The following is a 21,691-nucleotide window of genomic DNA, read 5'->3' as shown; positions in this document are numbered from 1 at the left end:
CCACGGGGCCTGGGTCCGTGGCGTGCCGGTCGCGCCGGCGGCCCGTGGACCTCAGCCGTCGACCCGGGCGAGCTTGTCGGGGTTGGTCACGGAGAAGACCCGGCGCACCGCCTCCCGCTCGGGGTCGAGGTCGAGCACCAGGACGGCGAGCGGGGCGCCGCGTTCGAACAGGATCGCGGCGGGGTCGCCGTTGACCCGCCGGTAACGGATGTCGAGCCCGGCCGGGACGCCGGCGGCGACCGCCAGGAGCAGCCGGGCCACGTCGTCGCGGCCGTGCACCGGGTGCAGGCTGGTGGCGGGGCCCTTGCCGCCCCCGTCCGTCCACAGTGTGACGTCCGGCGCGAGGACGGCCAGCAGCCCGTGCAGGTCGCCGCCGAGCGCGGCGGTGAGGAATCGCTCGGTCACCTGCCGCTGGAGCCCCGGGTCGGACGGGAAGCGGGGCCGGCGCGCCTGCACGTGCTCGCGCGCCCGGTGCGCGAGCTGGCGTACCGCCGCCGATGTGCGGTCGATGATGGTCGCGATCTCGGTGTGCGGGTAGCCGAACACCTCGTGCAGCACGAAGACGGCCCGCTCGGCGCTGCTGAGCGTCTCCAGCACCACCAGCAGCGCCATCGACGACGACTCGGCACGGAGGACGGCGTCGAGGGCGTCGCCGTCGTCGGGCCGGGCGACCAGGGGTTCGGGCAGCCACTGGCCGACGTAGGTCTCGCGGCGCCGGTCCAGGGCCGCACGCTGGGCGAGGGCCTGGTTGACGGCGATGCGCGTGAGGTAGGCGCGCGGGTTGTCGATCGACGCGCCGTCGGCGCGGTTCCTGGCCGCCCAGGCCAACCAGGTCTCCTGGAGCACGTCGTCGGTGTCCGCGACGCTGCCCAGCATCGCGTAGACCACCGAGAACAGCAGCTCCCGGTGGGCCAGGAACGTCGTGGTCGGGTCGGCGTGCGGCGCCGGCCGCTCGGCATCGGGCACGGATGTCACCTCCGGTCGGGGTTCACTCTTCAGAGCAGCCCCGCCGTCGCGGGTGTGACATGCGCACGCCCGGATGTGACCCGTCCCGCACCGGTCCCCCACCGGCGACGCGCCGCGCGCCGCGACCACCTCGCCACGCCATACCCCCCTAGGTATGGTGGACTGCGATGGTCGCCGGCGCGCCCGGCAGCCGCCCTTCTCCTACCTGGGAGGTTCCATGACCTCGGTCCGGCATCATCAGGTCGTCATCGTCGGCGGCGGCACCGCCGGCATCAGCGTGGCCGCGCGCCTGCGCCGCCGGGGCGTCTCCGACGTCGCCCTGGTCGAACCCTCCGCGCAGCACTACTACCAACCACTCTGGACCCTGGTGGGGGGCGGCCTCGCCACGGCGGGCGAGACCGTCAGGCCGCAGCGGAAGCTCATCCCCAGGGGCGTGAGCTGGATCCGGGACCGGGCGGTCGGCGTCGATCCGGACGATCGCACCGTCACGCTCGGCGGCGGCGACACGGTCGCCTACGACCAACTGGTCATGGCCCCGGGGCTGCAGCTCGACTTCGACGCGGTCCCCGGCCTGGCCGAGTCGGTCGGCCGCGACGGGGTGTCCAGCAACTACCGATACGACCTCGCCCCCCGGACCTGGGAGTTCATCCGCGCCGTACGCGGCGGCACCGCGATCTTCACCATGCCGGCCGGGCCGGTCAAGTGCGGCGGCGCCCCGCAGAAGATCGCCTACCTGGCCGCCGACTGGTGGCGGCGGCAGGGGCTGCGGGACGCCACGCGGATCATCCTCGTGCTGCCGACGCCGACCATCTTCAGCCAGCCCGACTGGGCCAGGGTGCTCGAGTCCGTGGCCGCCCGATACGGCATCGAGGTCCGCTACGAGTCCCAGCTCGTCGAGGTCGACGGCCCCGGCCGTCGGGCGACCCTCGTCGACAACAGGTCCGGCGTCACGGAGACCGTCGACTACGACCTGCTGCACGCCGTACCACCGCAGAGCGCTCCGGACTGGCTCAAGGAAAGCCCGCTCGCCGACCCCGCCAGCCCTTTCGGCTACCTCGCGGTCGACAGGCACACGCTGCGCAGCGACCGCTGGCCGGAGGTCTTCGCCCTCGGCGACGTGGCGAACCTGCCCACCTCGAAGACCGGGGCCGCCATCCGCAAGCAGGCGCCGGTCGTCGTGGCCAACCTGCTCGCGGCGCGCCGGGGCGAACCACTGCCGGCCCGCTACGACGGCTACACCTCCTGCCCGCTCGTCACCGCGCGCGACCGGATGCTGCTCGCCGAGTTCGACTACGAGCTCAGGCCCAGGCCGAGCTTCCCGCTCATCGACACGATGAAGCCGCGCTACGACATGTGGCTGCTCAAGCGGCACGGGTTGCCCGCGATGTACTGGCACGGCATGCTGCGCGGCCTCGCCTGACCGATCGCCTCACCGACACGATCCGCCTCACCTCGCCGCACTGACACGATCCGCCTCACCTGACCGACCAGCCTCACCCGACCGACGCACCTCGCTGCCCGAGCGGCCCCACCCTGGCCCGACCCGCCTCGCCGGCCGTCCGACCGGGGCCCCGGCCGGACGGAATTAATACCCCTGGGGGTATGTTGTGACGATCAGGTACGGCAGCCGTGGACCACGGGCGGCGCGATCGACGCGCCCCCGCCCGCCGGAAGGCCCGTGCCGCCATATACCCCCGGGGGTACGCGCTACGGTGGGAGCGGAGGTAGATCAGATGAAGTTGCGTCCCGAGATGACCGGCGAGGCACTGACCCGCCTGAAGCGAGCCCGAGGGCAGCTCAACGCGGTCATCGAGATGATGGAGAACGGCCAGGACTGCCGCGAGGCACTGACCCAGCTCGCCGCGGTGTCGAAGGCGATCGACCGCGCGGGTTACAAGATCATCGCCTCCGGCATGCGGCACTGCTCCACGGCCCGCGACCGCGGCGAGCAGCCGGAGATGACCGAGGAGGAGCTGGAGAAGCTGTTCCTGGCCCTGGCGTGATCCGCCGAGCCTGACGCCGAAGCCCCGGCGGCGTGCCCGCCGGGGTGGGTGGCGCGTTTTCAAGTTCGACAAAGAGTGGAGACTATTCCCTATATACCCCCCCGGGTATATAGGGAGGCGTGAAGGGAGAAGACGAATGTCGGTACAGGTGTCGGTCATCGCGACCTCGTCCCTGGGCGACCGCAGCTACCTCGCGACGGACGGCCGGGTGGCCGTCGTGGTGGACCCGCAGCGGGACGTCGACCGGGTCATGTACCTCGCGGGCGAGAAGGGTCTGCGGATCACCCACGTGGTGGAGACCCACATCCACAACGACTACGTCTCCGGCGGCCTGGAGCTGGCCCGGCTCACGGGCGCGCAGTACCTCGTCTCCGGCCACGACGAGGTGGGCTTCGACCGGACCCCCGTCGCCGACGGCGACGAGGTGACCGTCTCCGACCGGCTGCGGCTGCGGGTGGTCGCCACCCCGGGCCACACGTTCCACCACCTGTCGTACGTCCTCGACGAGGCCACCGACGGCGGCTGGCAGCCGGCCGGGGTGTTCACCGGCGGCTCGCTGCTGTTCGGCACCACCGGCCGCACCGACCTGCTCGGCCAGCAGCACGCCCACACCCTGGCCCAGCACCAGCACGACTCGGCCCGGAAGCTGGCCGACCTGCTCCCCGACGGCGCCCAGGTCTGGCCCACCCACGGCTTCGGCAGCTTCTGCTCCGCCAGCCAGGCCGACGCCCCCGAGTCCACCATCGGGCGGGAGAAGCAGGCCAACCCCGTGCTGCGACTGGCCGCCGACCGGTTCGTCACCGAGACCCTCGCCGGCCTCGACGCCTACCCCGCCTACTACGCCCACATGGGCGTGGCCAACGCCGCCGGCCCCGCCCCGGTCGACCTCACCCCGGCCACCCGCGCCGACGCCGCGCAGCTGCGCGAGCGGATCGCCGCCGGCGAGTGGGTCGTCGACCTGCGACACCGCAAGGCGTACGCCAGCTCGCACCTCGCCGGCACCGTCGCCCTCGGCCTCGACGGCCCGATGTCGACCTGGCTCGGCTGGCTCATCGACTGGGGCGTGCCGATCACCCTGCTCGCGCAGACGCCCGAGCAGGTCGCCGACGCCCAGCGCGAGCTGGCCCGCATCGGCATCGACCGGCCCGCCGCCCAGGCCACCGGCGACCCCGAGCAGTGGGCGACCGGCCCGGCCGAGCTGCGCGAGCTGACCGTCGCGGACTTCCCGGCCCTCGCGGCCGCACAGGCCGGCGACACCCCCGCGGGCCTGCCCGCGCCGCAGGTCGTCCTCGACGTCCGGATGACCAACGAGTGGAACGCCGGCCACATCGACGGCGCGGTGCACGTGCCGCTGCCCGACCTGCCGAAGCGGCTCGCCGACGTGCCCGAGGGCGTGGTCTGGGTGCACTGCGGCTCCGGCTACCGCGCCACCGCGGCCGCGTCCCTGCTGGCCAACGCCGGCCGCGAGGTCGTCCTCATCGACGACGCGTTCGGCCGCGCCGAGCAGGTCGGCGTCCGGATGGCCGCCGCCTGAACGTCGCCCGCGCCGGGCCGGCGCGAATGCCGGCCCCGCGCGGCGGACACACGACCGCACGGGCCACACCAGCGGCCCCACCCCGCACGACCGACGTGATCCAAGGAGACACCATGACCACGACCCCGACCAGCCCCGCCACCCTCGACGCGGCGACGCTGCGCGAGCTGATCGACGCCGGGCGGGCGCCCCGGCTGCTCGACGTGCGCACGCCCGGAGAGTTCGAGGCCTCGCACATCCCCGGCTCCTACAACGTGCCGTTGGACCTGCTCAAGGAGCACCGCGAGGAGCTGCGCCGCCACCTCGACGAGGACGTCGTGCTGATCTGCCGCTCCGGCGCCCGCGCCGCCCAGGCCGAGCAGACCCTCGCCGGCGCCGGCCTGCCCAACCTCAAGATCCTCAACGGCGGCATCATGGCCTGGCAGGCCGCCCACGCCCCGATCTCCCAGGGCCGGCCCCGGTGGGACCTGGAGCGCCAGGTCCGCCTGGTCGCCGGCTCCATCGTCCTGGTCAGCATCCTCGCCTCGGTGTTCGTCCCCGGCCTGAAGTGGGTCGCCGCGTTCATCGGCGCCGGGCTGACCTTCGCCGCCCTCACCAACACCTGTGCGATGGGCATGCTGCTGGGCAAGCTCCCCTACAACCGGGGCGCCAGCTGCGACCTGGACACCGTCGTCGGCCAGCTGGGTGGAGGGCCGGCCGCCGGGCGGCGGTCATGAGCGCCAACCTGGCGCTGACCGTCGGGCTGGCCGTGCTGATCGGGATCAGCCTCGGCCTGCTCGGCGGCGGCGGATCGATCCTGGCCGTGCCGCTGCTGGTGTACGTCGCCGACCTGCCGGCCAAGGAGGCCATCGCCACCTCGCTGCTGGTCGTCGGCGTCACCAGCGCCGTGGGAGTCCTGCCGCACGCGCGGGCCGGCCGCATCCGGTGGCGCACCGGCCTGCTCTTCGGCCTGGCCGGCATGGCCGGCGCGTACGCCGGGGGCCGGCTGGCCGAGTTCGTCCCGGCCGGCGTGCTGCTCACCGGGTTCGCCCTGATGATGCTGGCGACCGCCGTGGCGATGATCCGAGGGCGGCGGGCCGCGGCGGCACGGCCGGCACCGCACGAGCTACCGGTCCTGCGCGTCGTCCTCGACGGCGTCGTGGTCGGTCTGGTGACGGGCCTGGTCGGCGCTGGCGGCGGCTTCCTGGTGGTGCCGGCACTGGCGCTGCTCGGCGGCCTGCCGATGCCGGTCGCGGTCGGCACCTCCCTGGTGGTCATCGCGATGAAGTCCTTCGCCGGGCTGGCCGGCTACCTGTCCAGCGTCGGCGTCGACTGGGGCCTGGCCGCCGCGGTGACGGCTGCCGCCGTGGTCGGCAGCCTGCTCGGCGGTCGACTCGCCGGCCGGATCCCCGAGGACGTGCTGCGCAAGGCGTTCGGCTGGTTCGTCGTGGTGATGGGCGTGTTCGTGCTCGCCCAACAGGCGCCGGACCAGGTGCGGGCCGACCCGCTGCTGTGGGCCGCGCTGGCGCTGGCCGCCGCGCTGACGGTCGGCGTCACCGTCCGGCGGAGCCGACGGCGGGAACGGAACCCCGACCGTACGGCCGTGGCAGCCGGGCGGCGCTGAGGTCCGGCAGGCGGCGTCGTCGGTTCCACCGGCGGCGCGGGCGCGGCGGGAGCCTCCCGGCGGACGGAGTGGTCAGCGGTTGTCGTAGGCCCTCACCACGGAGTTCGGGATGCGGCCCCGCTCGGAAATCTGGTAGCCGTTCTCGACGGCCCATTCGCGGATCGCGCGGGTCTGGGCGCGGCTGCGACCCGCGGGCGTCACCGGAGCCGTCGACCGATCCAGGTCAATGCCACTTCGGCCGGTCCGCCGGGCCGCGTCGATGTACACGTCCAGGGCCTTACGCAGGGCGCCGGCATTCTGATCGGACAGGTCGATGGCATAGGCGACGCCGTCCAGGCTGAAATCGATGGTCCGATCCGCCGATCCCCCGTCGAGGTCGTCGGTCAGGATGGTGATCACTTTTCGGGCCATGACGGCAACTCCCGCGCATTCGTCGTGCATGGTCAAGTCGTGGAATGGTACGCCCCGGCCGCATCCCTATCGACGGTTGGGCACCGCAAGAATCGATCGATCGATTGGCCGGACGCAAGCTCGCGACGAAAGGCGTTCATCAATCGAAAAGATCGGGCACCGACATGGTCGCCGGCGACCGGAACGACAAGGGGGCGGCCCCTGCGGTCGTCGACGCGCGTGTTCGGGACCGCCCCCTCCGCCGGGAACTCAGCCGCAGTTGCCCCAGCTGTACCGGCCGGCGACCTGCCAACTGGTGAAGTACATGACCTCGCCGCGGTACATCACGCACTTGTCGACGGCGGAGCGCTGGATGGCGGCGTAGTACTTGAAGTTCCCGGCGTCCTCGACCCAGGAACCGCCCTCCACCCGGATGCCCGCCCTCATCCCGGTCGTCGAGCCGACGGCCACCCGCTTGAGGGTGACGACGCAGTTGTAGCCGGTCGCGCCGTTGTACAACAGGTAGACGTCGCCCACCTTCGTGCCGTCGGAGGCGTTGATCGACCGGTGGCCGTCACTGGCGTAGGCCCACGAGCCACCGAAGTCGTTGTTGCACGCCTGCGCCGCGGTGAACGGATTCGTCGCCGCCTGGGCGGGCGAGGCGAGCCCCATCGCCGCGACGGTCGCGGCAATGATCGAGACGGCCAGTCGTCGCGCTGATCCGCGCACCCGTACCTCCAATTGCTCTGGCGCGCGGAGACCGCGCGCACGGGCCGCCATGATCCCACAATGGACGGATTCCAAGATCGCCGGCTCCGCGAGGCGTCCGACGACGGCCGGCACTACGCCCCTGCCGTCGTCGCCGCCGCGACCGCCGCCGGCATCGTCGCGCTCTGGGCCGTCGACCTTGGCGGCGCACCCGCGGCGCCGCCGCCGCACCGGTACGCGGTGCGCCGCCGGCCGCGCACGACACCCGGTCGGCACGGTGCGTGAGGGGCCCGTCGCGGTGACCGCCCCGGACCGGCCACCCGGCGACCGGACCGACAGTGGCTCTGGTCACGATCTTCGGGCCGGAACGTCGTGACCAGCGCTTTCCTCGCCCGGAGCGTCCCGGACGTCCGGCCACAAAGGGCGCAGACCGCGCTAGCTTTGCGCCGTGCGTGGGTATCGGATCGGGATCCTCGGGCGGATCGAGGTGAGCGTCGACGGGGTGGCCGTGTCGCTCGCCCCGCTGGAGCGGGCACTCGTCGCGAGCCTGGCGGCCCACCACGGACGCATCGTCTCCGTCGACCGCCTGATCGACGGGCTCTGGCCGGACGATCCGCCCACGGGGGCGCGCAACCGGGTCCAGGCGGTCGTCGCCTCGGTCCGCCGCGGCGCGAAGCCGGACCTGATCCTCACCCGCACGCCCGGCTACCAGCTGAACCCCGTGGTGGTCGTGGACTCGGCGGAGTTCGCCGCCGAGGTAGGGGCCGCCGCGGCCACCGCCGACGCCCGCCGTGCCGTGGAGCTGCTCGACCGGGCGCTGGCGCGCTGGCGCGACGACGCGTTCGTCGACGTCGGGTCGCGGCTCGTCGAGTACGAGCGCGATCGGCTTCGTGAGCTGCGCGAGCACGCGACAGAGCTGCGCGCCGAGGCACTGCTCTCGCTCGGTCTGCACCGGGAACTCGTGCCGGAACTGACCACGCTGGTCCGCGACCGACCCCTGCGGGAGCGGCTGCGCGGCCAGCTGATGGTGGCCCTGCACCGCAGCGGCCGACAGGCGGAGGCGCTCGCCGTGTACCGGGCCGGGGTCCGGGTGCTGGCGGAGGAGCACGGCATCGACCCGGGGCCGGAGCTGCGGCAACTGCACCGGGAGATCCTCGGCAGCGAGCAGGAGACGCCCCCACGGGCGTGGGTGCGCCCCAACCAGCTTCCCGGCGTCACCGGCGACTTCGTCGGGCGGGACAAGGAGCTGGGGCTGCTGCTGTCGTTGCTGGGACGCACCCCGCCGGCCGCCGGGGTCGCCCAGGTGATCGTCGTGACCGGGCTGGCGGGAACGGGCAAGACCACGCTGGCGCTGCGCGCGGCCCACGAGAGCCGGCACCGCTTCCCCGGGGGGTGCCTCTACGCGGACCTGCGCGGCAACACCCCCGAACCGGCGCGGCCCGGCGCGGTGCTCGGCGCGTTCCTGCGTGCCCTCGGCGTGGCCGGCGAGGCCATCCCGGCGGCGGCCGAGGAGCGCGCGGCGCTGTACCGCTCCGTGCTCGCCGACCAGACCCTGCTGGTGATGTTGGACAGCGCGGCGGACGCGGCGCAGGTGCGTCCGCTGCTGCCGCCCGGCGGCAGCAGCGCTGTCGTCACGAGCACGGGGGCGCTGCCGGGGCTGGCGGGCACCGAGGTCGTCCCGCTCGACGTGCTGCCGATCGACGACGGCCTGGACCTGCTGGCCGGGCTCGCCGGCGCCGAGCGGGTCGACCGGGAGGCCGGGGCCGCCGCCGACGTCGTGGAGCTGTGCGGTCGCCTGCCGCTGGCGTTGCGCATCGCCGGTGTGCGGCTGGCCGAGCGGGAGGCGATGACCGTGGCGCGGTTGCGTGAGCGGCTGCGCGACGAGCGACGCCGCCTCGACGAACTCTCCCTCGACGGGCTCGACGTGCGCAGCAGCTTCACCGTCGGGTTCGAGCGGTTGCCGCAGCCCGCCGCGCGGCTGCTCGCGGTGCTCAGCCGCACGTCGCTGCGCAGCTTCGGCATGTGGGACGAGACCACCGAGCCGCTGCTGGAGCAGCTGTGCCGGGCCCACCTGCTGACCGACGACGCCAGCGGCCGGGTACGCATGCACGACCTGGTCAGGCTCGTCGCCCGGGAACGCACCGAGGTCCCCGTCGACGAGGTCGTCGCCTGGTACGCACGGCTGCACGCGTACGCCGAGCGGGCCGACGCGTCGCTGCCCTGCGGGGCCCTGCCGGTGGCCGACGCGGGGCCCGCGCTCGACGCCTGGGAGGCCGTCGACTGGTTCGAGGCGGAACGGGAGAACCTGGTCACGGCGGTGCAGGACCTGCTGCGGCTGGGCTCCGTCGACCTGGCGGGACGGTTGGCCTGCACGATGGGCAACTTCGCGACGATGCGCAGCCAACACCTGCCCGAGCTGGTCGACTGTCTGCGCGCCGTGCTCGACCGCCACGCCGAACTGCCGTCGGCGACCCGGATGTCGCTGCGGCTGCACCTGGGCACGGCGTACCGGTCGCTGAACCGGCACACCGAGGCCGTACCGCTGCTGCGCGCGGCGCAGCGGGACGGCCGCGGGCGGTGGGTGGCGCACCGCCTCGTCGCCCTGCAGGGCTACTCGCTGTGCTGCCGCCACCTCGGCCGGTTGCGGGAGGCGGACGCCGCACTGCTGGTGATGGTGCGGCTGTGCGCCGCGCACTGGCCGGTCGGCCGCGTCGGCGGGCACGCGCTGCTGGCCCTCGGCATGCAGTACGGGCAGTACCGGCTCACCTCCCCGTTCGCCTTCGACGCCTGCGCCGCGGCCCTGCGGGTCCTCGTCGACGACGGCGACCTGTGGGGCGAGGCGCTCGCGCGGGAGACCATCGGGCTGCTGCACCGGCACGCCGAGCAGTGGCCGCCGGCCGTGGAGCAGCTCCGGCAGGCGGTGGCCGCCGCGCGCCGGCTCGGCGACCGGATGAGCGTGACCACGGCCGAGCAGGCGCTGGCCGCGACGCACCTCGCGGCCGGCGACGGCGAGGCGGCACGGCGGCTGCTGCGGCGTACGGTGCTGGCGTTCCACGAGCTGCGTCACGAGTGGGGCGAGGCGATCTCCCGGCGGCTGCTCGGCAAGGCGCACCTCGAGGAGGGCGACGCGGACCGGGCGGTGGTGGAGCTGGAGAGCTCGGTGGCGATGCTGCGCGGCGTCGGGCAGCCGTTCCCGCTGGCGAACTCGCTGCACCTGCTCGCGCGGGCGCAGGCCACCCTCGGCAGGCACGACCGGGCCGTCGCGCTGGGCGAGGAGGCGCTGCGCATCTTCGAGCACTTCGACTCCGCGTACGTCGACGACCTGCGCGAATCGCTGCCGCGCTGGCGGAGCGCAGCCGGCGCGCAGTAGGAGCGCAGGGCGCGCGCAGCGGCACCCCGCACAGTGATGGCAGTCACCCACCAAGGAGGTCTGCCATGACCAAGCTCATCAACCGCGTCGGCGACGCGATGCTCAGCAAGGTGCTCGGCCGCGAGGTGGCCGGTGCCTGCGTGCCGGAGCACGGCCAGTCGTGCTGCGCGGTGTCCAACGGCTACTGCTCGGGCGGTTCGTACTTCCGCTACTACCGGCGGAGCACCCTGTCCTGCACCGGCGTGTGCTCGGTCACGACGTCGTCGCCGATCTGCTACACCAAGAAGGTCGGCGTCTGCTGACCTGGCTCTTTCCCGGGGGCCGCGCCGTCGGCGCGGCCCCCACCCCCCGCTGACTCGCTGAGGAGTTCCCATGCCGGGTTTCGCCTACGCCGCCATCGCCGTGATCGGCGCGGTCGCCGTGCTCAACCTCGTCCTGACCCTGGCCCTCGCCCGGCGGCTCCGGGAGACGCAGACCGCCACCGCCCACGACAACGGGGCCGCCCCCGAGATTCTGCCCGCCCCGGGCCTGGAGGTCACCGGCTTCCCGCACGTCGACCTCACCGCCGGCCGGCGCACGGTGGTCATGCTGACCCCCACCTGTCCACCGTGCCAGACCATCCTGGACACCCTCACCGCCGACGCCCGGCGCTACCGCCACGACACCTTCGTGTTCATGATCGGCATGCCGGAGGACACGGTGGAGATGGCGCCCCGCCTGGCCGACTTCGACACGGCGACCATCGACGAGGACCAGGCCGAGAAGGAGTTCGGGGTCAAGGGCTTCCCCGCCGTGCTGTCGGTCGTCGACGGCGTCGTCGTCAAATCCAGCCACCAGCTTCCGGTCCTGGCCTGAGACGTGGGCACGCTGCGAGCCGCCCTGCGACTGGGCTGCGCGGACCGCAGGGCGCTCGCCGCCACGGTCGCCCTCGTCGTCATCGGCGCGGCGCCCCCGATCGGCGTCGCGTGGTTCACGAAGCTGCTGTTCGACGAGGTCGGCAGGGGCCGCTCGGCCGACCCGGCGACCGCCACCTGGTACGCCGTGGCGATCGCCGTCCTGGGCGCGCTGGCGGCGATCGCCAGCCGGGTGTCCGGATACTTCACCACGGCCCTGCAGAACGCGATCACGATCGCCGCCGACGTGCGGCTGTACCGGAAACTGAACACCTTCGTCGGGCTGGGCCCGTTCGAGCAGCCGGCCCTGCGCGACCGGCTGGCGCTGGCCCAGCAGGCAGCCACCCAGGCGCCGTACGTGGTCGTCATGTTCGCGGTCGACGTGGCCCAGAACGTCGTCACCATCGGCGGCTTCGCCGTGATCCTGACGTCCCTCTGGCCGCCGGCCGGTCTGCTCCTGCTCGCCGTGGCGGTGCCCGACTTCCTCATCCAACTGCGACTGTCCCGGCGGACCGCGCGGGCCGTGGAGGACAGCGCCAGCCTGTTCCGGGCCCGGTTCCTGTTCCAGACCGTGCTGACCGACCTGCGCGCCGCGCGGGAGGTGCGCCTCTACCACCTCGGCCGGTTCTTCCACGACCGGCTCACCGGCGCGGTGCGCTCGGCCGCCCGGATCGAGCTGGCCGCCGCCCGGCACACCACGACGGTGCAGGCGTGCTGGGCGCTGGCCGGCGCCGCGGTGACCCTCACCGCGACGGTGTTCGCGGTGAACGCCACGGTCCGTGGCCGGCTCAGCCTCGGCGACCTCACCCTCCTGCTGGCCGCGTTCACCGCGGCGCACAGCGGCCTGGCCGGCATCGCCGCCCAGCTCGGCGAGGCCGGCGCCGCCATGCGGCTGTTCCGGCACTACGTCGCCGTCCTCGACAGCCCCACCGACCTGGTCGACGGCACCCTGCCGGCGCCGCCGCTGCGCACCGCGATCAGGTTCGAGGACGTGTGGTTCCGCTACGACGAGGGCGGCCCCTGGGTCCTGCGGGGCGTCGACCTCACGATCACCGCCGGGCAGGCCGTCGGGCTCGTCGGACTCAACGGGGCCGGCAAGAGCACCCTGGTCAAGCTGCTCTGCCGGTTCTACGACCCCGACCGCGGCCGGATCACGTGGGACGGGGTGGACCTGCGCGAGCTGCGGATCGAGACGGTGCGCCGGCGGATGGGCGCGGTGTTCCAGGACTTCATGTGCTACGACCTCACCGCCGAGGAGAACGTCGGCATCGGCCGGCTGCCGCACACGACCGAACAGGTCGAGGAGGCCGCCGCGCGCGCCGAGATCCACGACCGCCTCCGCGCCCTCCCCCACGGGTACGCCACGCTGCTCAGCCGCACCTTCGCCGGCCAGGACGGCGAGCCCGGCGTGACGCTCTCCGGCGGGCAGTGGCAGCGGGTCGCGCTCGCCCGGTCCCTGATGCGCGCCGACGCCGACCTGCTCATCCTGGACGAGCCCAGCTCCGGGCTCGACGCGGACGCCGAGACCCGCGTGCACGCCTCGCTGACCCGGATCCGCCACGGCCGCACCGGGCTGCTGATCTCCCACCGGCTCAGCACCCTGCGCGACGCGCGGCGCATCGTCGTGCTGGACGCCGGGCGCGTCGTCGAGTCGGGCACGCACGACGAGCTGATGGCGGCCGACGGTGAGTACGCCCGGCTGTTCCGCCTCCAGGCGGACGGCTACCAGCTGGCGGCGACATGACCGGCCGGCCGTTTTCCCGCCGGATCCAGGCGGACGGCTACCAGCGGGCGGCGACATGACCGGCTGGCTGCGTCGCCGCTGGCGCCTGGTGGTGGTGAGCGGGCAGAGCATGGCGCCGACGCTGCGCGACGGCGACCGGCTCATCGTCCGTGTCGGCCGGGCGCCCGCCGTCGGTGACCTCGTCGTCTTCCGGGCCCGCGACGTCGTCCCCGCCTCGGACCTGACGTGGATGGTCAAACGGGTGCACCGGGTCGAACCGGACGGCGCCGTGACGGTACGTGGCGACAACACCCACAGCCAGGACTCGCGGCATTTCGGCGCGGTGCCACCCGAGGCGGTCCTCGGCGTGGTCAGAGGGAGGCGATGACAGATGTACGTCGAGATCGGGTGCCGGGTGCTGCTCGGCACGGTCCTGCTGGCGGCGGCGGTCGGGAAGGTCTCCGGCCGCGACGCCTACCGCGAGTTCACGCGCTCGGTGCGCGACATGGGCCTGCGGCCGGCCGCTCCGCTCGCCGCGGCGGTGGTCGCCGCCGAGTTCGCCTCCGTCGCACTGCTGGCGGTGTTCCCGCTGGGCGGGTTCCTGGTCTCGGGCGCCCTGCTGCTCGCCTTCACCGCCGCCATCGTCGCGAACCTGCGGCGCGGCGGCGGCACCTGCCGCTGCTTCGGCCGCACCGCCGCGCCCCTGGGGTGGCACCACGTGTGGCGCAACGCGTTCCTCATCGGCTGCGCCGTCGCCGGCGCGCTCGCGCCGGCCGGTGCGGTACGCCCCGGCGAGGCGGTCCTGGCCGGCGCCGCCGCGCTGGCCGTCGGCGTGCTGGTCGTCATGCTGGACGAGCTGCGCTACCTGTTCGGCGCCGCCAGCCGCACGTGACCCCGCAGGGGCCGCGGGCGTGCCCGCGGCCCCTGCGTTCGTCGACCCGCGCCTCGCGGCTCGCCGGTTGGCCGCCACCGACGGACCGGTCACGGCCCGCCGGCCCCCGGAACGGGCGGCCGTACCCGGTCGGCTCAGGCCACGCCGTACGAGCTGGCGGCGCAGCACGTCGAGTCGGACCAGTACTGGTAGACCACCACCTCCACGCGCCGCCCGTCCGGCACGTTCTTCGACCCGGACTTGCAGCCGTCGGAGGAGTTCGAGTCGGCGACCGAGAACTCGTTGACCCAGAAGCCGCCCGCGGAGTCGTACGAGTAGACGACCCCCCGGATGCCCCGGCCGTCGGCGCTCATGTCGCAGACCTTGAGGCTGTCGCCGTCGTGGTACCAGACGGCCTGCCCCCGCGCGGTCCCGCCGCTGTACGTCCAGGCCATCGCGTTCTCGCCGGCCATGGCGGGCCCGGCGGCGACCGTGACGGAGGTGGCCACGGCGAGCACCGTCGCCGCGCTGAGGGACGCGATCCGACGCAGCATGTTCATGGTGTCGTCCTTTCCGGATTCCTGGTTGTCGGAGCCGGCCTGCCGGCCGGCGTCGGTTCACGGGCGGATCGGCCCGGCCGGTCGGCCACCCGCGACGCCCCGGGTGCCGCTGTGGCCGGCCGGCGGGCCGGCGGTGTGGCCGGGCCCCCGGCCGGCCGCCCGCCCGGCGGTCCCGCGCGGGGGCACGCCTCCCGCCGGGGCGGCGGGTGAGAACAAAGCGACGAGGTCGTCGAGGCGCACGACGACGAGCGCGCCCACCACGCCCAGCGGCACGGACAGCGCCGCGGCCCGGACCGTGATCCCGGGATCCCCCGATGCGGCGTACACACCGATCCCGGCGACCACGGTCAGCACGACGTTGCGGGCGAGGTGATGCCGGCCGAACGGGGCCGCGGCGGCCTCCCCGAAGCACCGGCAGGACGCCTGCGTGCCACGGCTGAGCACCGCCGCGATCGCCACGGTGAACGCCACCAGCAGGGCCACCGCCAGCGCGAACCCGGCCGTGGTCACCGCCACGCCGGGCAGCGGCGCCAGCAGCAGCACGGGCACGACGGCCTCGGCCGCCACCACCGCACCCGCCACCGGGACGACCGTCCGCGCCGGCAGCAGGTCCATGGTCCGCAGCGAGTCGGCGAACGCCCGGAACGCGGGCCGCCCGCGCAGCTTGCCGGCGGCCGACGCCAGGAAGACCAGCGCGAGCAGGCACCGGCCGAACACCCACACGTACGACATGCTCTCCCGTCTCCTGGTGCTCTCCCCCGGCAGGAGGTGACCACCCCTCGTCCCGCCGCTCCGCTACCGTGGTGCGGTGCCTCAATCCACTCTGCTGATCGCCGTCGGCGCCGTCGTGACATTCGGGGCCGCCGTGCTGGTCGCCCGCGCCCTGCTCCAGGTGGTCGGCGTCCACGGCGACAGCATGACCCCGACCTACCAGGAGGGCGACCAGCTCCTGGTGCTCCGGCGGGGGTTCCGGCGCCGGCTGCGGGTCGGCGCCGTCGTCGTCTGCCTGCCGCCGCCCGGCATCCGGATCACCGCCGGCGACGCCGACGCCGCCACCCAGTTGATGGTCAAGCGGGTGGCCGCGCTGCCGGCGGGTGAGGTCTACGTCCTCGGGGACGCGCCTCGGCACAGCCTCGACTCGCGGGCCTTCGGCGCGCTCCCGGCGGAGCTGGTCCGCGGGGTCGTCATCCGCCGGCTGCGGGCCGCCTCGCGGCATCCGGGCCGGCAGCCCGGCCTGGCGTCATCGCCCGGCGGTCACGACGTCGCGCCCGGGGGACAGGCTGGGTAGCTGGGCCGCGCTGTTGCTGACGGCGCTGACCCGCCCGTCGGCGTCGACCAGATAGAACGCGGGGAAGGCGGCGACCTGGAAGGACGACTGGAGCGTCCCGTCGAGCGGCTCGTGGACGATGGTCGCCCGGCTGTCCGCCACGCCCAGCGCGGCGACCAGTTCGACACGCTCGCTCTCCTCGCGCTCCGGGGCCGGGCGCAGCCGGGTGAGCACGACGAGCACCGCCGCCGGGGTGTCGAGCGCCTCGGCGAGCGCCGACCGCGCATCGGGTAGCTGCTCCTGGCACCCCGAACAGTCGGGGGCGAGGAAGGCCACCAGGCCGCCCGACGCGCGCAGCGAGGCGAGGGACACCGCGTCCCCGTCGGCGGTCGGCGCGGTGAAGTCGGGCACCTGGGCGCCGACCGCGAGGGTCACCGGTGGGCGGGCGCGGGCCAGTTCCTCCGTGTGCTCGCGCAGTTTGCGGATCACGCCGAAGATCAGCAGCAGGTTCAGCAGCGTGAGGATGGTGAGTACGACGAGGACGGCGACGACTACAGGCATGGGTTCGCTCCTGACGGGAAAGGGCACCAGGGCGTCGCGGCCGAGCTCGACCCGGCCGCGACGCGCTCACGGGCGTTGCTCAGCAGTCCGTGCCCCACCAGCACTCGCAGTTGCTGTTGCAGGTGCGCCACTTGAACCGGGTGTAGGTGAACCGGCAGCACATCGGGGTGTGGGTGCAGGACGGCTGGCAGACGGCCGAGGCGGTGGTCTTGGGCAGCATGAGCGCCAGGAACCGGTCCGCCAGGGCGCCGACGTGACGGGTCATCGTGTACCTCCAATCAGAATCTGGACTGATCGCGGACGGTATGCGGGCCTGCTACACGGCGACGTACAAGATCGATACAAACTGTTACCCGCGAAAACGTTGCGGATCGTCGTACCTCGTTCCTAGGGTGCTGGCCGTGGTGCACCACAACAGAACCGAGACGCCTTGAGCCTGCGATTCCGGCTCCTCGGCCCACTCCGGATCACCGTCGGCGGCCGGGCCGTGCCGGTCGGCCCGCAGAAGCAACGGGCGATGCTGGCCGTCCTGCTGCTCTCGGCCAACGAGCGGGTGTCGCTGGACCGCCTGGTCGGCGAGCTGTGGGACCAACCGCCGCGCTCGGCGGTGGCGAACCTGCGCACCTACGCCAGCGGGCTGCGCCGGCTGCTGTGCACACTGGACGACGGCCCCGCCGGCGGTGACCGGCTGGTCGCCAGCGCCGCCGGGTACGAGCTGCGGGTCGACCCGGACGAGCTCGACCTGCACCGCTTCCAGGCCGCGACCGAGCTGGGCCGCGCGGCCCTCGCGCGCGACGACCACGCCGCCGCCACCGCGCGGTTCCGGGAGGCGCTGGACCTCTGGCGGGGTCGGCCGTGCGAGGACGTACGCCCGGGGCCGGAGCTCGCCGCCCGGGTCACCCTGCTGGAGGAACAGCACCTGTCGCTGGTCGAGGACCTGATCGAGGCCCGCCTGGCGCAGGGCGAGCACGCCTCGGTGACCGGCGAGCTGCGGCTGCTGACCACCGCCCACCCCTACCGGGAGCGGCTGCGGCACCAGCTCATGCTGGCGCTCTACCGCTCCGGCGACGCGCCGGCGGCCCTCACGGCGTACGCGGAGACCCGCGCCGCCTTCGCCGACCAGCTCGGCCTCGAACCCGGGACGGAACTGTCCCGGCTGCACCTGGCCATCCTGCGCCGGGACCCGGAGCTGTGCACACCGGACGCCGCGACGGAGCACGTCGACCCGCCGCCTGCCGAGCGGCCCGACCGCGCGCCCGGCTCCGCCGAACCGCCGCGGCAGTTGCCGCCGGACCCGGCGGCGTTCGTCGGCCGGGTCGACGAGCTGCGCGCCATCGAGCGGGCCTGCACCGCCGCGGACGGGCCGCGGACGGGTCCGGCGGTGGTCGTGCTGCACGGCCCGGGCGGGATGGGCAAGACCACCCTGGCGGTGCGCGCCGCCCACCGGCTCGCGAGCCACTACCCCGACGGGCAGCTCTACCTCGGCCTGCAGGGCGGGGCTCCCGGCATGGCGGGGCTCGAACCGCTGTCGGCGCTCGGTCAGCTGCTGCGTGCGCTCGGCGTGCCGGCCGGAAACGTGCCGCTCGAAGCGGGCGAGGCCGCCGCCCGGTTCCGGTCGGAGACCGCCGCCCGGCGGCTGCTCATCGTCCTGGACGGCGCGGCCGGAGCCGAGCAGATCAGGCCGCTGCTCCCGGCGGGCCGGGACTGCGCGGTCCTGGTCACCAGCCGCCGCCCGGCGAGCACCCTCGACGCGCTCCGGCTCCGGGTGGGCCGGCTCAGCGACGCCGAGGCGCGCCTGCTCCTCGACACCCTCTGCGGCGACGAGCGGGTCGCGGCCGATCCCGACGCGACGGAGCGCGTGGCGACGCTCTGCGACGGGCACCCGCTGGCCCTGCGCATCGCCGGAGCCCGGCTCGCGGCCCGTCCCGACTGGTCCGTCGCGGTGCTGGCGGACCGGCTGGACGACGAGCGGGAGCGCCTCGACGAGCTGCGCGCCGACGACCTCGCCATCCGGTCCAGCTTCTGGAACACCTACCGGCAGCTGCTCGACAGCGCCGACCCGGACGACCGCGCGGCGGCGGCGGCCTTCCGGTCGCTGTCGCTGCTGCGGGTGCCCGAGCTGCCCCTGCCGCTCGCCGCGGTCACGATCGGCGTCCCGCAGCGGCGCGCCGTGTCGCTGTTGGACCGGCTCACCGAGACGCACCTGCTGGACGCCGTCGGGCCGGCCCGGTTCCGGTTCCACGACCTGCTCCGGCTCTACGGCGCGGAGCTGGCCGAGGAGGCGGATCCGGCCGGCGCGCGCCAGCACGCGGTGCGCCGTGGGCTCACCGCCTACCTGACCACGATGCTGCGCGCGGGCCAGCTGCTGCGCCCGCAGCGGGTGACGGAGCTCGCCACCGGGCCCACGGTGGTCGAGCTGGGCTCCCTCGACGACGCGGTGCGCTGGGTCAACGACGACCTAGCCGGGATCATCGCGGCCGCCCGGCAGGCGTGCGACGCCGCGCCGCAGCTGGGCCGGCTCTGCGTGGAGGCGATCCCGTCGATGGTGGTCTGGTTGCAGAAGCACAACCGCTGGGCGGAGGCCGACGCCCTGGTCGCCGTCTGCGAGCGGGCGGTGACCGTGACCGAGGACGACGCCGCCCGGGCCACGGTGCTCCCGCTGCGGGCGACGCTGCACTGGCGTACCGGCTCCCTGGAGGCGGCGGGCGGCGCGTTGGAGGCGGCGCTGGAGCTGCGGCGCCGGCTGGGCGACCGGGAGGGCGAGGGGCGGGCACTGCAGAACCTCGGCTGGTTCCACCACCGCACGGGCTCCCCCCGCCGGGCGGCGGAGCTCGTCCGGGCTGCGGTCGAACTCCTCGCCGGGGCGAAGCCGGTGTGGCTGGCGATGGCGCTGCACAACCTGGCCGAGATCGAGTTCGAGCTGGGCGACTTCCCGGCCGCCCACGGACACCTCACCCGCTGCCTGGGGATGCGGCGCGACCACGGCGACGCCGCCGGCGAGGCGATCACGCTTGTCGCTCTCGGCCGGACGCACAGCCAGCTCGGCCGGCACGCCGACGCGCTCGCGGCGCTCACCGCCGGCCTGCGGCTGTGCCGGCGGACCGGCAACCGGGAGGACGAGTGGGAGGCGCTGCTGAGCCGCTCGGAGGTGCACCTGCGCACGGGCGACCTGGCGCCGGCCCACCGGGACGGCGAGGAGGCGCTGACCCTGACGCGCGCGGCGGGCGACCGGTACGGCGAGGCGGCCGCGCTGCGCCAGCTCGGCCGGGTGCGGCAGCGCCTGGGCGAGCGCGCGGCGGCGGACGGGTACGCGCGGCGGGCCGACCGGATCTTCGCGGACCTGCCCGTCGCGCGGGACGGCGTGCTCGAGACGTTCCTCGCCGGCACCGGTCACCCGGTCGGCGCCTCCGCCGCGTCCGGGGCGTAGCCCTCCGCCTGCATCCGGAACAGCGCGGCGTACGTGCCGTCGGCCGCCAGCAGGTCGTCGTGGCGGCCCGCCTCGACGACCCGCCCGCCGGACAACGCCACGATCAGGTCGGCGTCGCGCAGCGTGCCGAGCCGGTGCGAGATCAGGATGCTGGTCCGCCCGGCCCGGTAGTCGCGCAGCCGGAGCTGGATGTCGCGCTCGGCCTCGGCGTCCAGGCCGGCACTGGGCTCGTCGAGGATGAGCAGGTCCCGCGCCTCGGGCAGCACCGACCGGGCGATCGCCACCCGCTGCCACTGCCCGCCGGAGAGCAGCACGCCCGCGTCGGCCGGATCGCCGTCCAGTTCGAACACCCGGGACAGCATCGTCCGGTACCCCCGGGGCAGGTCCTCGATGGTCTCGTGGATGCCGGCGCGGCGGGCGGCGTCGGCGATCCGGTCGGCGTCCTCGGCGCGGACGTGGTCCGGGCCGGCCGGGTCGACGTCGCCGAGCCAGATGTTCTCCTCGGCCGTCAGGTCGTAGGTCATGTAGTCCTGGAACACCGCGCCGATGCGGGCCCGCAGGTCGTGCACGGGCAGTTCGCGCAGGTCGACGCCGTCCCAGAGGATGGCGCCCCGGGTCGGGTCGTAGAACCGGCACAGCAGCTTGACCAGCGTGCTCTTGCCGGCGCCGTTGTGGCCGACCAGGGCCACCGCCTGCCCGGCCGGGACGAACAGGTCCACGCCCCGCAGCACCCACGGGTGGTCCGGGCCGTAGCGGAACCAGACGTCGCGCAGCTCGATGCCCCGTCGCAGCGGGGGCACCGGTCGCGGCCGGGTCGGCTCCGGCAGGTCCGGCGGGCTGGTGACGACCTGCTCGTAGTGGGTGAGCAGCAGCATCGACTGGTGGATGCCGGCGAGATTGTCGATCAGGGTGGCGAGGCTGGTCTGCACCCCGGCGACGGCGGCGACGAAGACGGCAACGTCGCCCACCGTGAGGCCGCCGGAGCGGGCGGTGGTGACCGCCCACACCAGGCCGCCCCCGGACAGCGCCGCGCCCAGCACCGCCAGGAGCGCCTGGACGCGCACCTCCCGGCGCTCGTGGCTCCGGCGTGCGGCGTTCGCCGTGCCCAACTCGACGAGCATCCGGCGGCGGAACAGGCCGCCCAGCCGCAGCAGCCGGATCTCCTTGGCCGCCGCGAGGCTGGTCAACAGGCTGGCGTAGAACATCTCGCGCCGCTCGCCCGGCCCGATCTCCCACAGCATGTCCGCCCGGCGGCGGCTGAGCCGCAGTTCGGCCACCAGCGCCGGTACGCCGCCGGCCGCCACCAGCGCGGCCATCACCGGGCTGACCACCACGAGGGTGCCGAGGAAGCCGGTCAGCAGCACCGTGGCCTGCACGATGCCGAGCAGGCCGTCGACGCAGCGGCTGGGCCCGTCCCGGCCGGCCTGCTCGGCGAGCCGGAGCGTGTTCTGGAACGCGGGCTCCTCCAGGCGACGCAGGCCGGCGAGACGGTCGGTCGCGGCGTACAGCCGGTCGAGGGCGACGACGGCGGCCGAGCGGCCGAGGTCCGCCCGCAGGTAGTTCGTCAGGTGCGGCACGAGGGCGAGGCCGACGGAGACGGCCGCCAGCGCGGTCGCCACCTGGAGGATCGCGCCGCCCGCGGGGTCCGCGACCCGGTCGAGGACGAGCTTGGTGAGCCAGGCCGCCAGCACCGGCAGCGCGCCCGCGATCGGTGCGAGCAGCACGTACACCGCCAGGTTGGCCCGCCCACCCCGCCAGACCACCGCGACGGCCCGGGCGGTCCGGGCGGTCCGGGCGATGCTGATCATGACGCGA

At 74.5% G+C, this 21,691-nt stretch carries 22 protein-coding genes; 14 read left to right on the top strand and 8 right to left on the bottom strand.

Annotation, left to right across the window (positions count from 1 at the left end):
- Positions 1-51 precede the first annotated feature (51 nt).
- Positions 52-966 (bottom strand): RNA polymerase sigma factor SigJ, encoded by a 915-nt coding sequence (gene sigJ / locus ACWENR_RS09255; protein ID WP_452276520.1) that lies wholly within the window; start codon positions 964-966, stop codon positions 52-54.
- Positions 967-1,183: 217 nt separating this feature from the next.
- Here sigJ and ACWENR_RS09250 point away from each other — a divergent pair, with 217 nt between their 5' ends.
- The 5 genes from ACWENR_RS09250 (at position 1,184) to ACWENR_RS09230 (ending at position 6,106) form a co-directional block, all read left to right on the top strand.
- Positions 1,184-2,386 carry an FAD-dependent oxidoreductase gene (locus tag ACWENR_RS09250; RefSeq protein WP_452276519.1) on the top strand — a complete coding sequence of 401 codons (1,203 nt, stop codon included), beginning with the start codon at positions 1,184-1,186 and terminating at the stop codon, positions 2,384-2,386.
- Between the two features lie 313 nt (positions 2,387-2,699).
- Positions 2,700-2,969 carry a metal-sensitive transcriptional regulator gene (locus ACWENR_RS09245; RefSeq protein ID WP_452276518.1) on the top strand — a complete coding sequence of 90 codons (270 nt, stop codon included), beginning with the start codon at positions 2,700-2,702 and terminating at the stop codon, positions 2,967-2,969.
- Between the two features lie 136 nt (positions 2,970-3,105).
- Positions 3,106-4,503, top strand: a complete 1,398-nt coding sequence (locus ACWENR_RS09240) for an MBL fold metallo-hydrolase (protein ID WP_452276517.1) — start codon at positions 3,106-3,108, stop codon at positions 4,501-4,503.
- 113 nt (positions 4,504-4,616) lie between these two features.
- Complete coding sequence (locus tag ACWENR_RS09235) at positions 4,617-5,219, top strand: rhodanese-like domain-containing protein (RefSeq protein ID WP_452276516.1); 603 nt, start codon at positions 4,617-4,619, stop codon at positions 5,217-5,219.
- Positions 5,216-6,106 (top strand): sulfite exporter TauE/SafE family protein, encoded by an 891-nt coding sequence (locus ACWENR_RS09230; protein ID WP_452276515.1) that lies wholly within the window; start codon positions 5,216-5,218, stop codon positions 6,104-6,106. Before ACWENR_RS09235 ends, ACWENR_RS09230 begins: the two co-directional genes overlap by 4 nt.
- A 72-nt stretch (positions 6,107-6,178) precedes the next feature.
- Here ACWENR_RS09230 and ACWENR_RS09225 read toward each other — a convergent pair whose 3' ends face one another.
- Together ACWENR_RS09225 and ACWENR_RS09220 are read right to left on the bottom strand one after the other, a co-directional pair.
- The gene (locus ACWENR_RS09225; RefSeq protein WP_452276526.1) at positions 6,179-6,517 is read right to left on the bottom strand and encodes a histone-like nucleoid-structuring protein Lsr2; all 339 of its coding nucleotides are present in this window, start codon (positions 6,515-6,517) and stop codon (positions 6,179-6,181) included.
- Between the two features lie 249 nt (positions 6,518-6,766).
- Positions 6,767-7,225: a hypothetical protein gene (locus ACWENR_RS09220; RefSeq protein ID WP_452276514.1), complete on the bottom strand. Its 459-nt coding sequence runs from the start codon at positions 7,223-7,225 to the stop codon at positions 6,767-6,769.
- 60 nt (positions 7,226-7,285) lie between these two features.
- Here ACWENR_RS09220 and ACWENR_RS09215 point away from each other — a divergent pair, with 60 nt between their 5' ends.
- From ACWENR_RS09215 to ACWENR_RS09185, 7 genes are all read left to right on the top strand, one after another.
- Positions 7,286-7,489, top strand: a complete 204-nt coding sequence (locus ACWENR_RS09215) for a hypothetical protein (RefSeq protein WP_452276513.1) — start codon at positions 7,286-7,288, stop codon at positions 7,487-7,489.
- A 163-nt stretch (positions 7,490-7,652) separates the two neighbouring features.
- Positions 7,653-10,574, top strand: a complete 2,922-nt coding sequence (locus tag ACWENR_RS09210) for a BTAD domain-containing putative transcriptional regulator (RefSeq protein WP_452276512.1) — start codon at positions 7,653-7,655, stop codon at positions 10,572-10,574.
- Positions 10,575-10,639: 65 nt separating this feature from the next.
- Positions 10,640-10,876, top strand: a complete 237-nt coding sequence (locus tag ACWENR_RS09205) for a hypothetical protein (protein WP_013287122.1) — start codon at positions 10,640-10,642, stop codon at positions 10,874-10,876.
- A 70-nt stretch (positions 10,877-10,946) separates the two neighbouring features.
- Positions 10,947-11,429 carry a hypothetical protein gene (locus ACWENR_RS09200; RefSeq protein WP_452276511.1) on the top strand — a complete coding sequence of 161 codons (483 nt, stop codon included), beginning with the start codon at positions 10,947-10,949 and terminating at the stop codon, positions 11,427-11,429.
- A gap of 3 nt (positions 11,430-11,432) precedes the next feature.
- Positions 11,433-13,211, top strand: a complete 1,779-nt coding sequence (locus ACWENR_RS09195) for an ABC transporter ATP-binding protein (protein ID WP_452276510.1) — start codon at positions 11,433-11,435, stop codon at positions 13,209-13,211.
- A 55-nt stretch (positions 13,212-13,266) separates the two neighbouring features.
- Entirely contained in the window at positions 13,267-13,578 is a 312-nt protein-coding gene (locus tag ACWENR_RS09190; protein ID WP_013287125.1) for a S24/S26 family peptidase, read from the top strand.
- A gap of 3 nt (positions 13,579-13,581) precedes the next feature.
- Positions 13,582-14,082, top strand: a complete 501-nt coding sequence (locus tag ACWENR_RS09185; protein ID WP_452276509.1) for a MauE/DoxX family redox-associated membrane protein — start codon at positions 13,582-13,584, stop codon at positions 14,080-14,082.
- Positions 14,083-14,216: 134 nt separating this feature from the next.
- Here the strand turns inward: ACWENR_RS09185 and ACWENR_RS09180 are convergent, their stop codons facing one another.
- Both ACWENR_RS09180 and ACWENR_RS09175 read right to left on the bottom strand, forming a co-directional pair.
- On the bottom strand, positions 14,217-14,621 hold the full coding sequence (locus ACWENR_RS09180) for a hypothetical protein (protein ID WP_452276508.1): 405 nt from the start codon (positions 14,619-14,621) through the stop codon (positions 14,217-14,219).
- Positions 14,622-14,678: 57 nt separating this feature from the next.
- On the bottom strand, positions 14,679-15,353 hold the full coding sequence (locus ACWENR_RS09175; RefSeq protein ID WP_452276507.1) for a MauE/DoxX family redox-associated membrane protein: 675 nt from the start codon (positions 15,351-15,353) through the stop codon (positions 14,679-14,681).
- A 76-nt stretch (positions 15,354-15,429) separates the two neighbouring features.
- Here ACWENR_RS09175 and ACWENR_RS09170 point away from each other — a divergent pair, with 76 nt between their 5' ends.
- Positions 15,430-15,909: a S26 family signal peptidase gene (locus tag ACWENR_RS09170; protein WP_452276506.1), complete on the top strand. Its 480-nt coding sequence runs from the start codon at positions 15,430-15,432 to the stop codon at positions 15,907-15,909.
- Here the strand turns inward: ACWENR_RS09170 and ACWENR_RS09165 are convergent.
- Both ACWENR_RS09165 and ACWENR_RS09160 read right to left on the bottom strand, forming a co-directional pair.
- Entirely contained in the window at positions 15,862-16,449 is a 588-nt protein-coding gene (locus ACWENR_RS09165; RefSeq protein WP_452276505.1) for a peroxiredoxin family protein, read from the bottom strand. The two genes, ACWENR_RS09170 and ACWENR_RS09165, sit on opposite strands and share 48 nt — an antisense overlap.
- A 79-nt stretch (positions 16,450-16,528) precedes the next feature.
- Positions 16,529-16,714: a hypothetical protein gene (locus ACWENR_RS09160; RefSeq protein ID WP_452276504.1), complete on the bottom strand. Its 186-nt coding sequence runs from the start codon at positions 16,712-16,714 to the stop codon at positions 16,529-16,531.
- 165 nt (positions 16,715-16,879) lie between these two features.
- Between ACWENR_RS09160 and ACWENR_RS09155 the strand changes: the two genes are divergently transcribed.
- A complete protein-coding gene (locus tag ACWENR_RS09155; protein WP_452276503.1) occupies positions 16,880-19,876 on the top strand; it encodes a BTAD domain-containing putative transcriptional regulator in 2,997 nt (998 codons plus the stop codon).
- Here the strand turns inward: ACWENR_RS09155 and ACWENR_RS09150 are convergent.
- On the bottom strand, positions 19,840-21,684 hold the full coding sequence (locus tag ACWENR_RS09150; RefSeq protein WP_452276502.1) for an ABC transporter ATP-binding protein: 1,845 nt from the start codon (positions 21,682-21,684) through the stop codon (positions 19,840-19,842). The genes ACWENR_RS09155 and ACWENR_RS09150 overlap by 37 nt on opposite strands.
- Positions 21,685-21,691: the final 7 nt, after the last annotated feature.

It is taken from the genome of Micromonospora sp. NPDC004336, from assembly GCF_053602615.1.
This window is presented reverse-complemented; position numbering and strand designations above follow the sequence as displayed.

Excerpts from the sequence above, each read along its gene's own strand:
- ACWENR_RS09200 (WP_452276511.1), top strand. The coding sequence starts at position 10,947 with ATGCCGGGTTTCGCCTACGCCGCCATCGCCGTGATCGGCGCGGTCGCC.
- ACWENR_RS09235 (WP_452276516.1), top strand. The coding sequence starts at position 4,617 with ATGACCACGACCCCGACCAGCCCCGCCACCCTCGACGCGGCGACGCTG.
- ACWENR_RS09225 (WP_452276526.1), bottom strand. The coding sequence starts at position 6,517 with ATGGCCCGAAAAGTGATCACCATCCTGACCGACGACCTCGACGGGGGA.
- ACWENR_RS09230 (WP_452276515.1), top strand. The coding sequence starts at position 5,216 with ATGAGCGCCAACCTGGCGCTGACCGTCGGGCTGGCCGTGCTGATCGGG.
- ACWENR_RS09160 (WP_452276504.1), bottom strand. The coding sequence starts at position 16,714 with ATGACCCGTCACGTCGGCGCCCTGGCGGACCGGTTCCTGGCGCTCATG.
- ACWENR_RS09190 (WP_013287125.1), top strand. The coding sequence starts at position 13,267 with ATGACCGGCTGGCTGCGTCGCCGCTGGCGCCTGGTGGTGGTGAGCGGG.
- ACWENR_RS09175 (WP_452276507.1), bottom strand. The coding sequence starts at position 15,353 with ATGTCGTACGTGTGGGTGTTCGGCCGGTGCCTGCTCGCGCTGGTCTTC.
- ACWENR_RS09180 (WP_452276508.1), bottom strand. The coding sequence starts at position 14,621 with ATGAACATGCTGCGTCGGATCGCGTCCCTCAGCGCGGCGACGGTGCTC.
- ACWENR_RS09205 (WP_013287122.1), top strand. The coding sequence starts at position 10,640 with ATGACCAAGCTCATCAACCGCGTCGGCGACGCGATGCTCAGCAAGGTG.
- ACWENR_RS09215 (WP_452276513.1), top strand. The coding sequence starts at position 7,286 with ATGGACGGATTCCAAGATCGCCGGCTCCGCGAGGCGTCCGACGACGGC.
- ACWENR_RS09245 (WP_452276518.1), top strand. The coding sequence starts at position 2,700 with ATGAAGTTGCGTCCCGAGATGACCGGCGAGGCACTGACCCGCCTGAAG.
- ACWENR_RS09240 (WP_452276517.1), top strand. The coding sequence starts at position 3,106 with ATGTCGGTACAGGTGTCGGTCATCGCGACCTCGTCCCTGGGCGACCGC.
- ACWENR_RS09185 (WP_452276509.1), top strand. The coding sequence starts at position 13,582 with ATGTACGTCGAGATCGGGTGCCGGGTGCTGCTCGGCACGGTCCTGCTG.
- ACWENR_RS09150 (WP_452276502.1), bottom strand. The coding sequence starts at position 21,684 with ATGATCAGCATCGCCCGGACCGCCCGGACCGCCCGGGCCGTCGCGGTG.
- ACWENR_RS09250 (WP_452276519.1), top strand. The coding sequence starts at position 1,184 with ATGACCTCGGTCCGGCATCATCAGGTCGTCATCGTCGGCGGCGGCACC.
- ACWENR_RS09165 (WP_452276505.1), bottom strand. The coding sequence starts at position 16,449 with ATGCCTGTAGTCGTCGCCGTCCTCGTCGTACTCACCATCCTCACGCTG.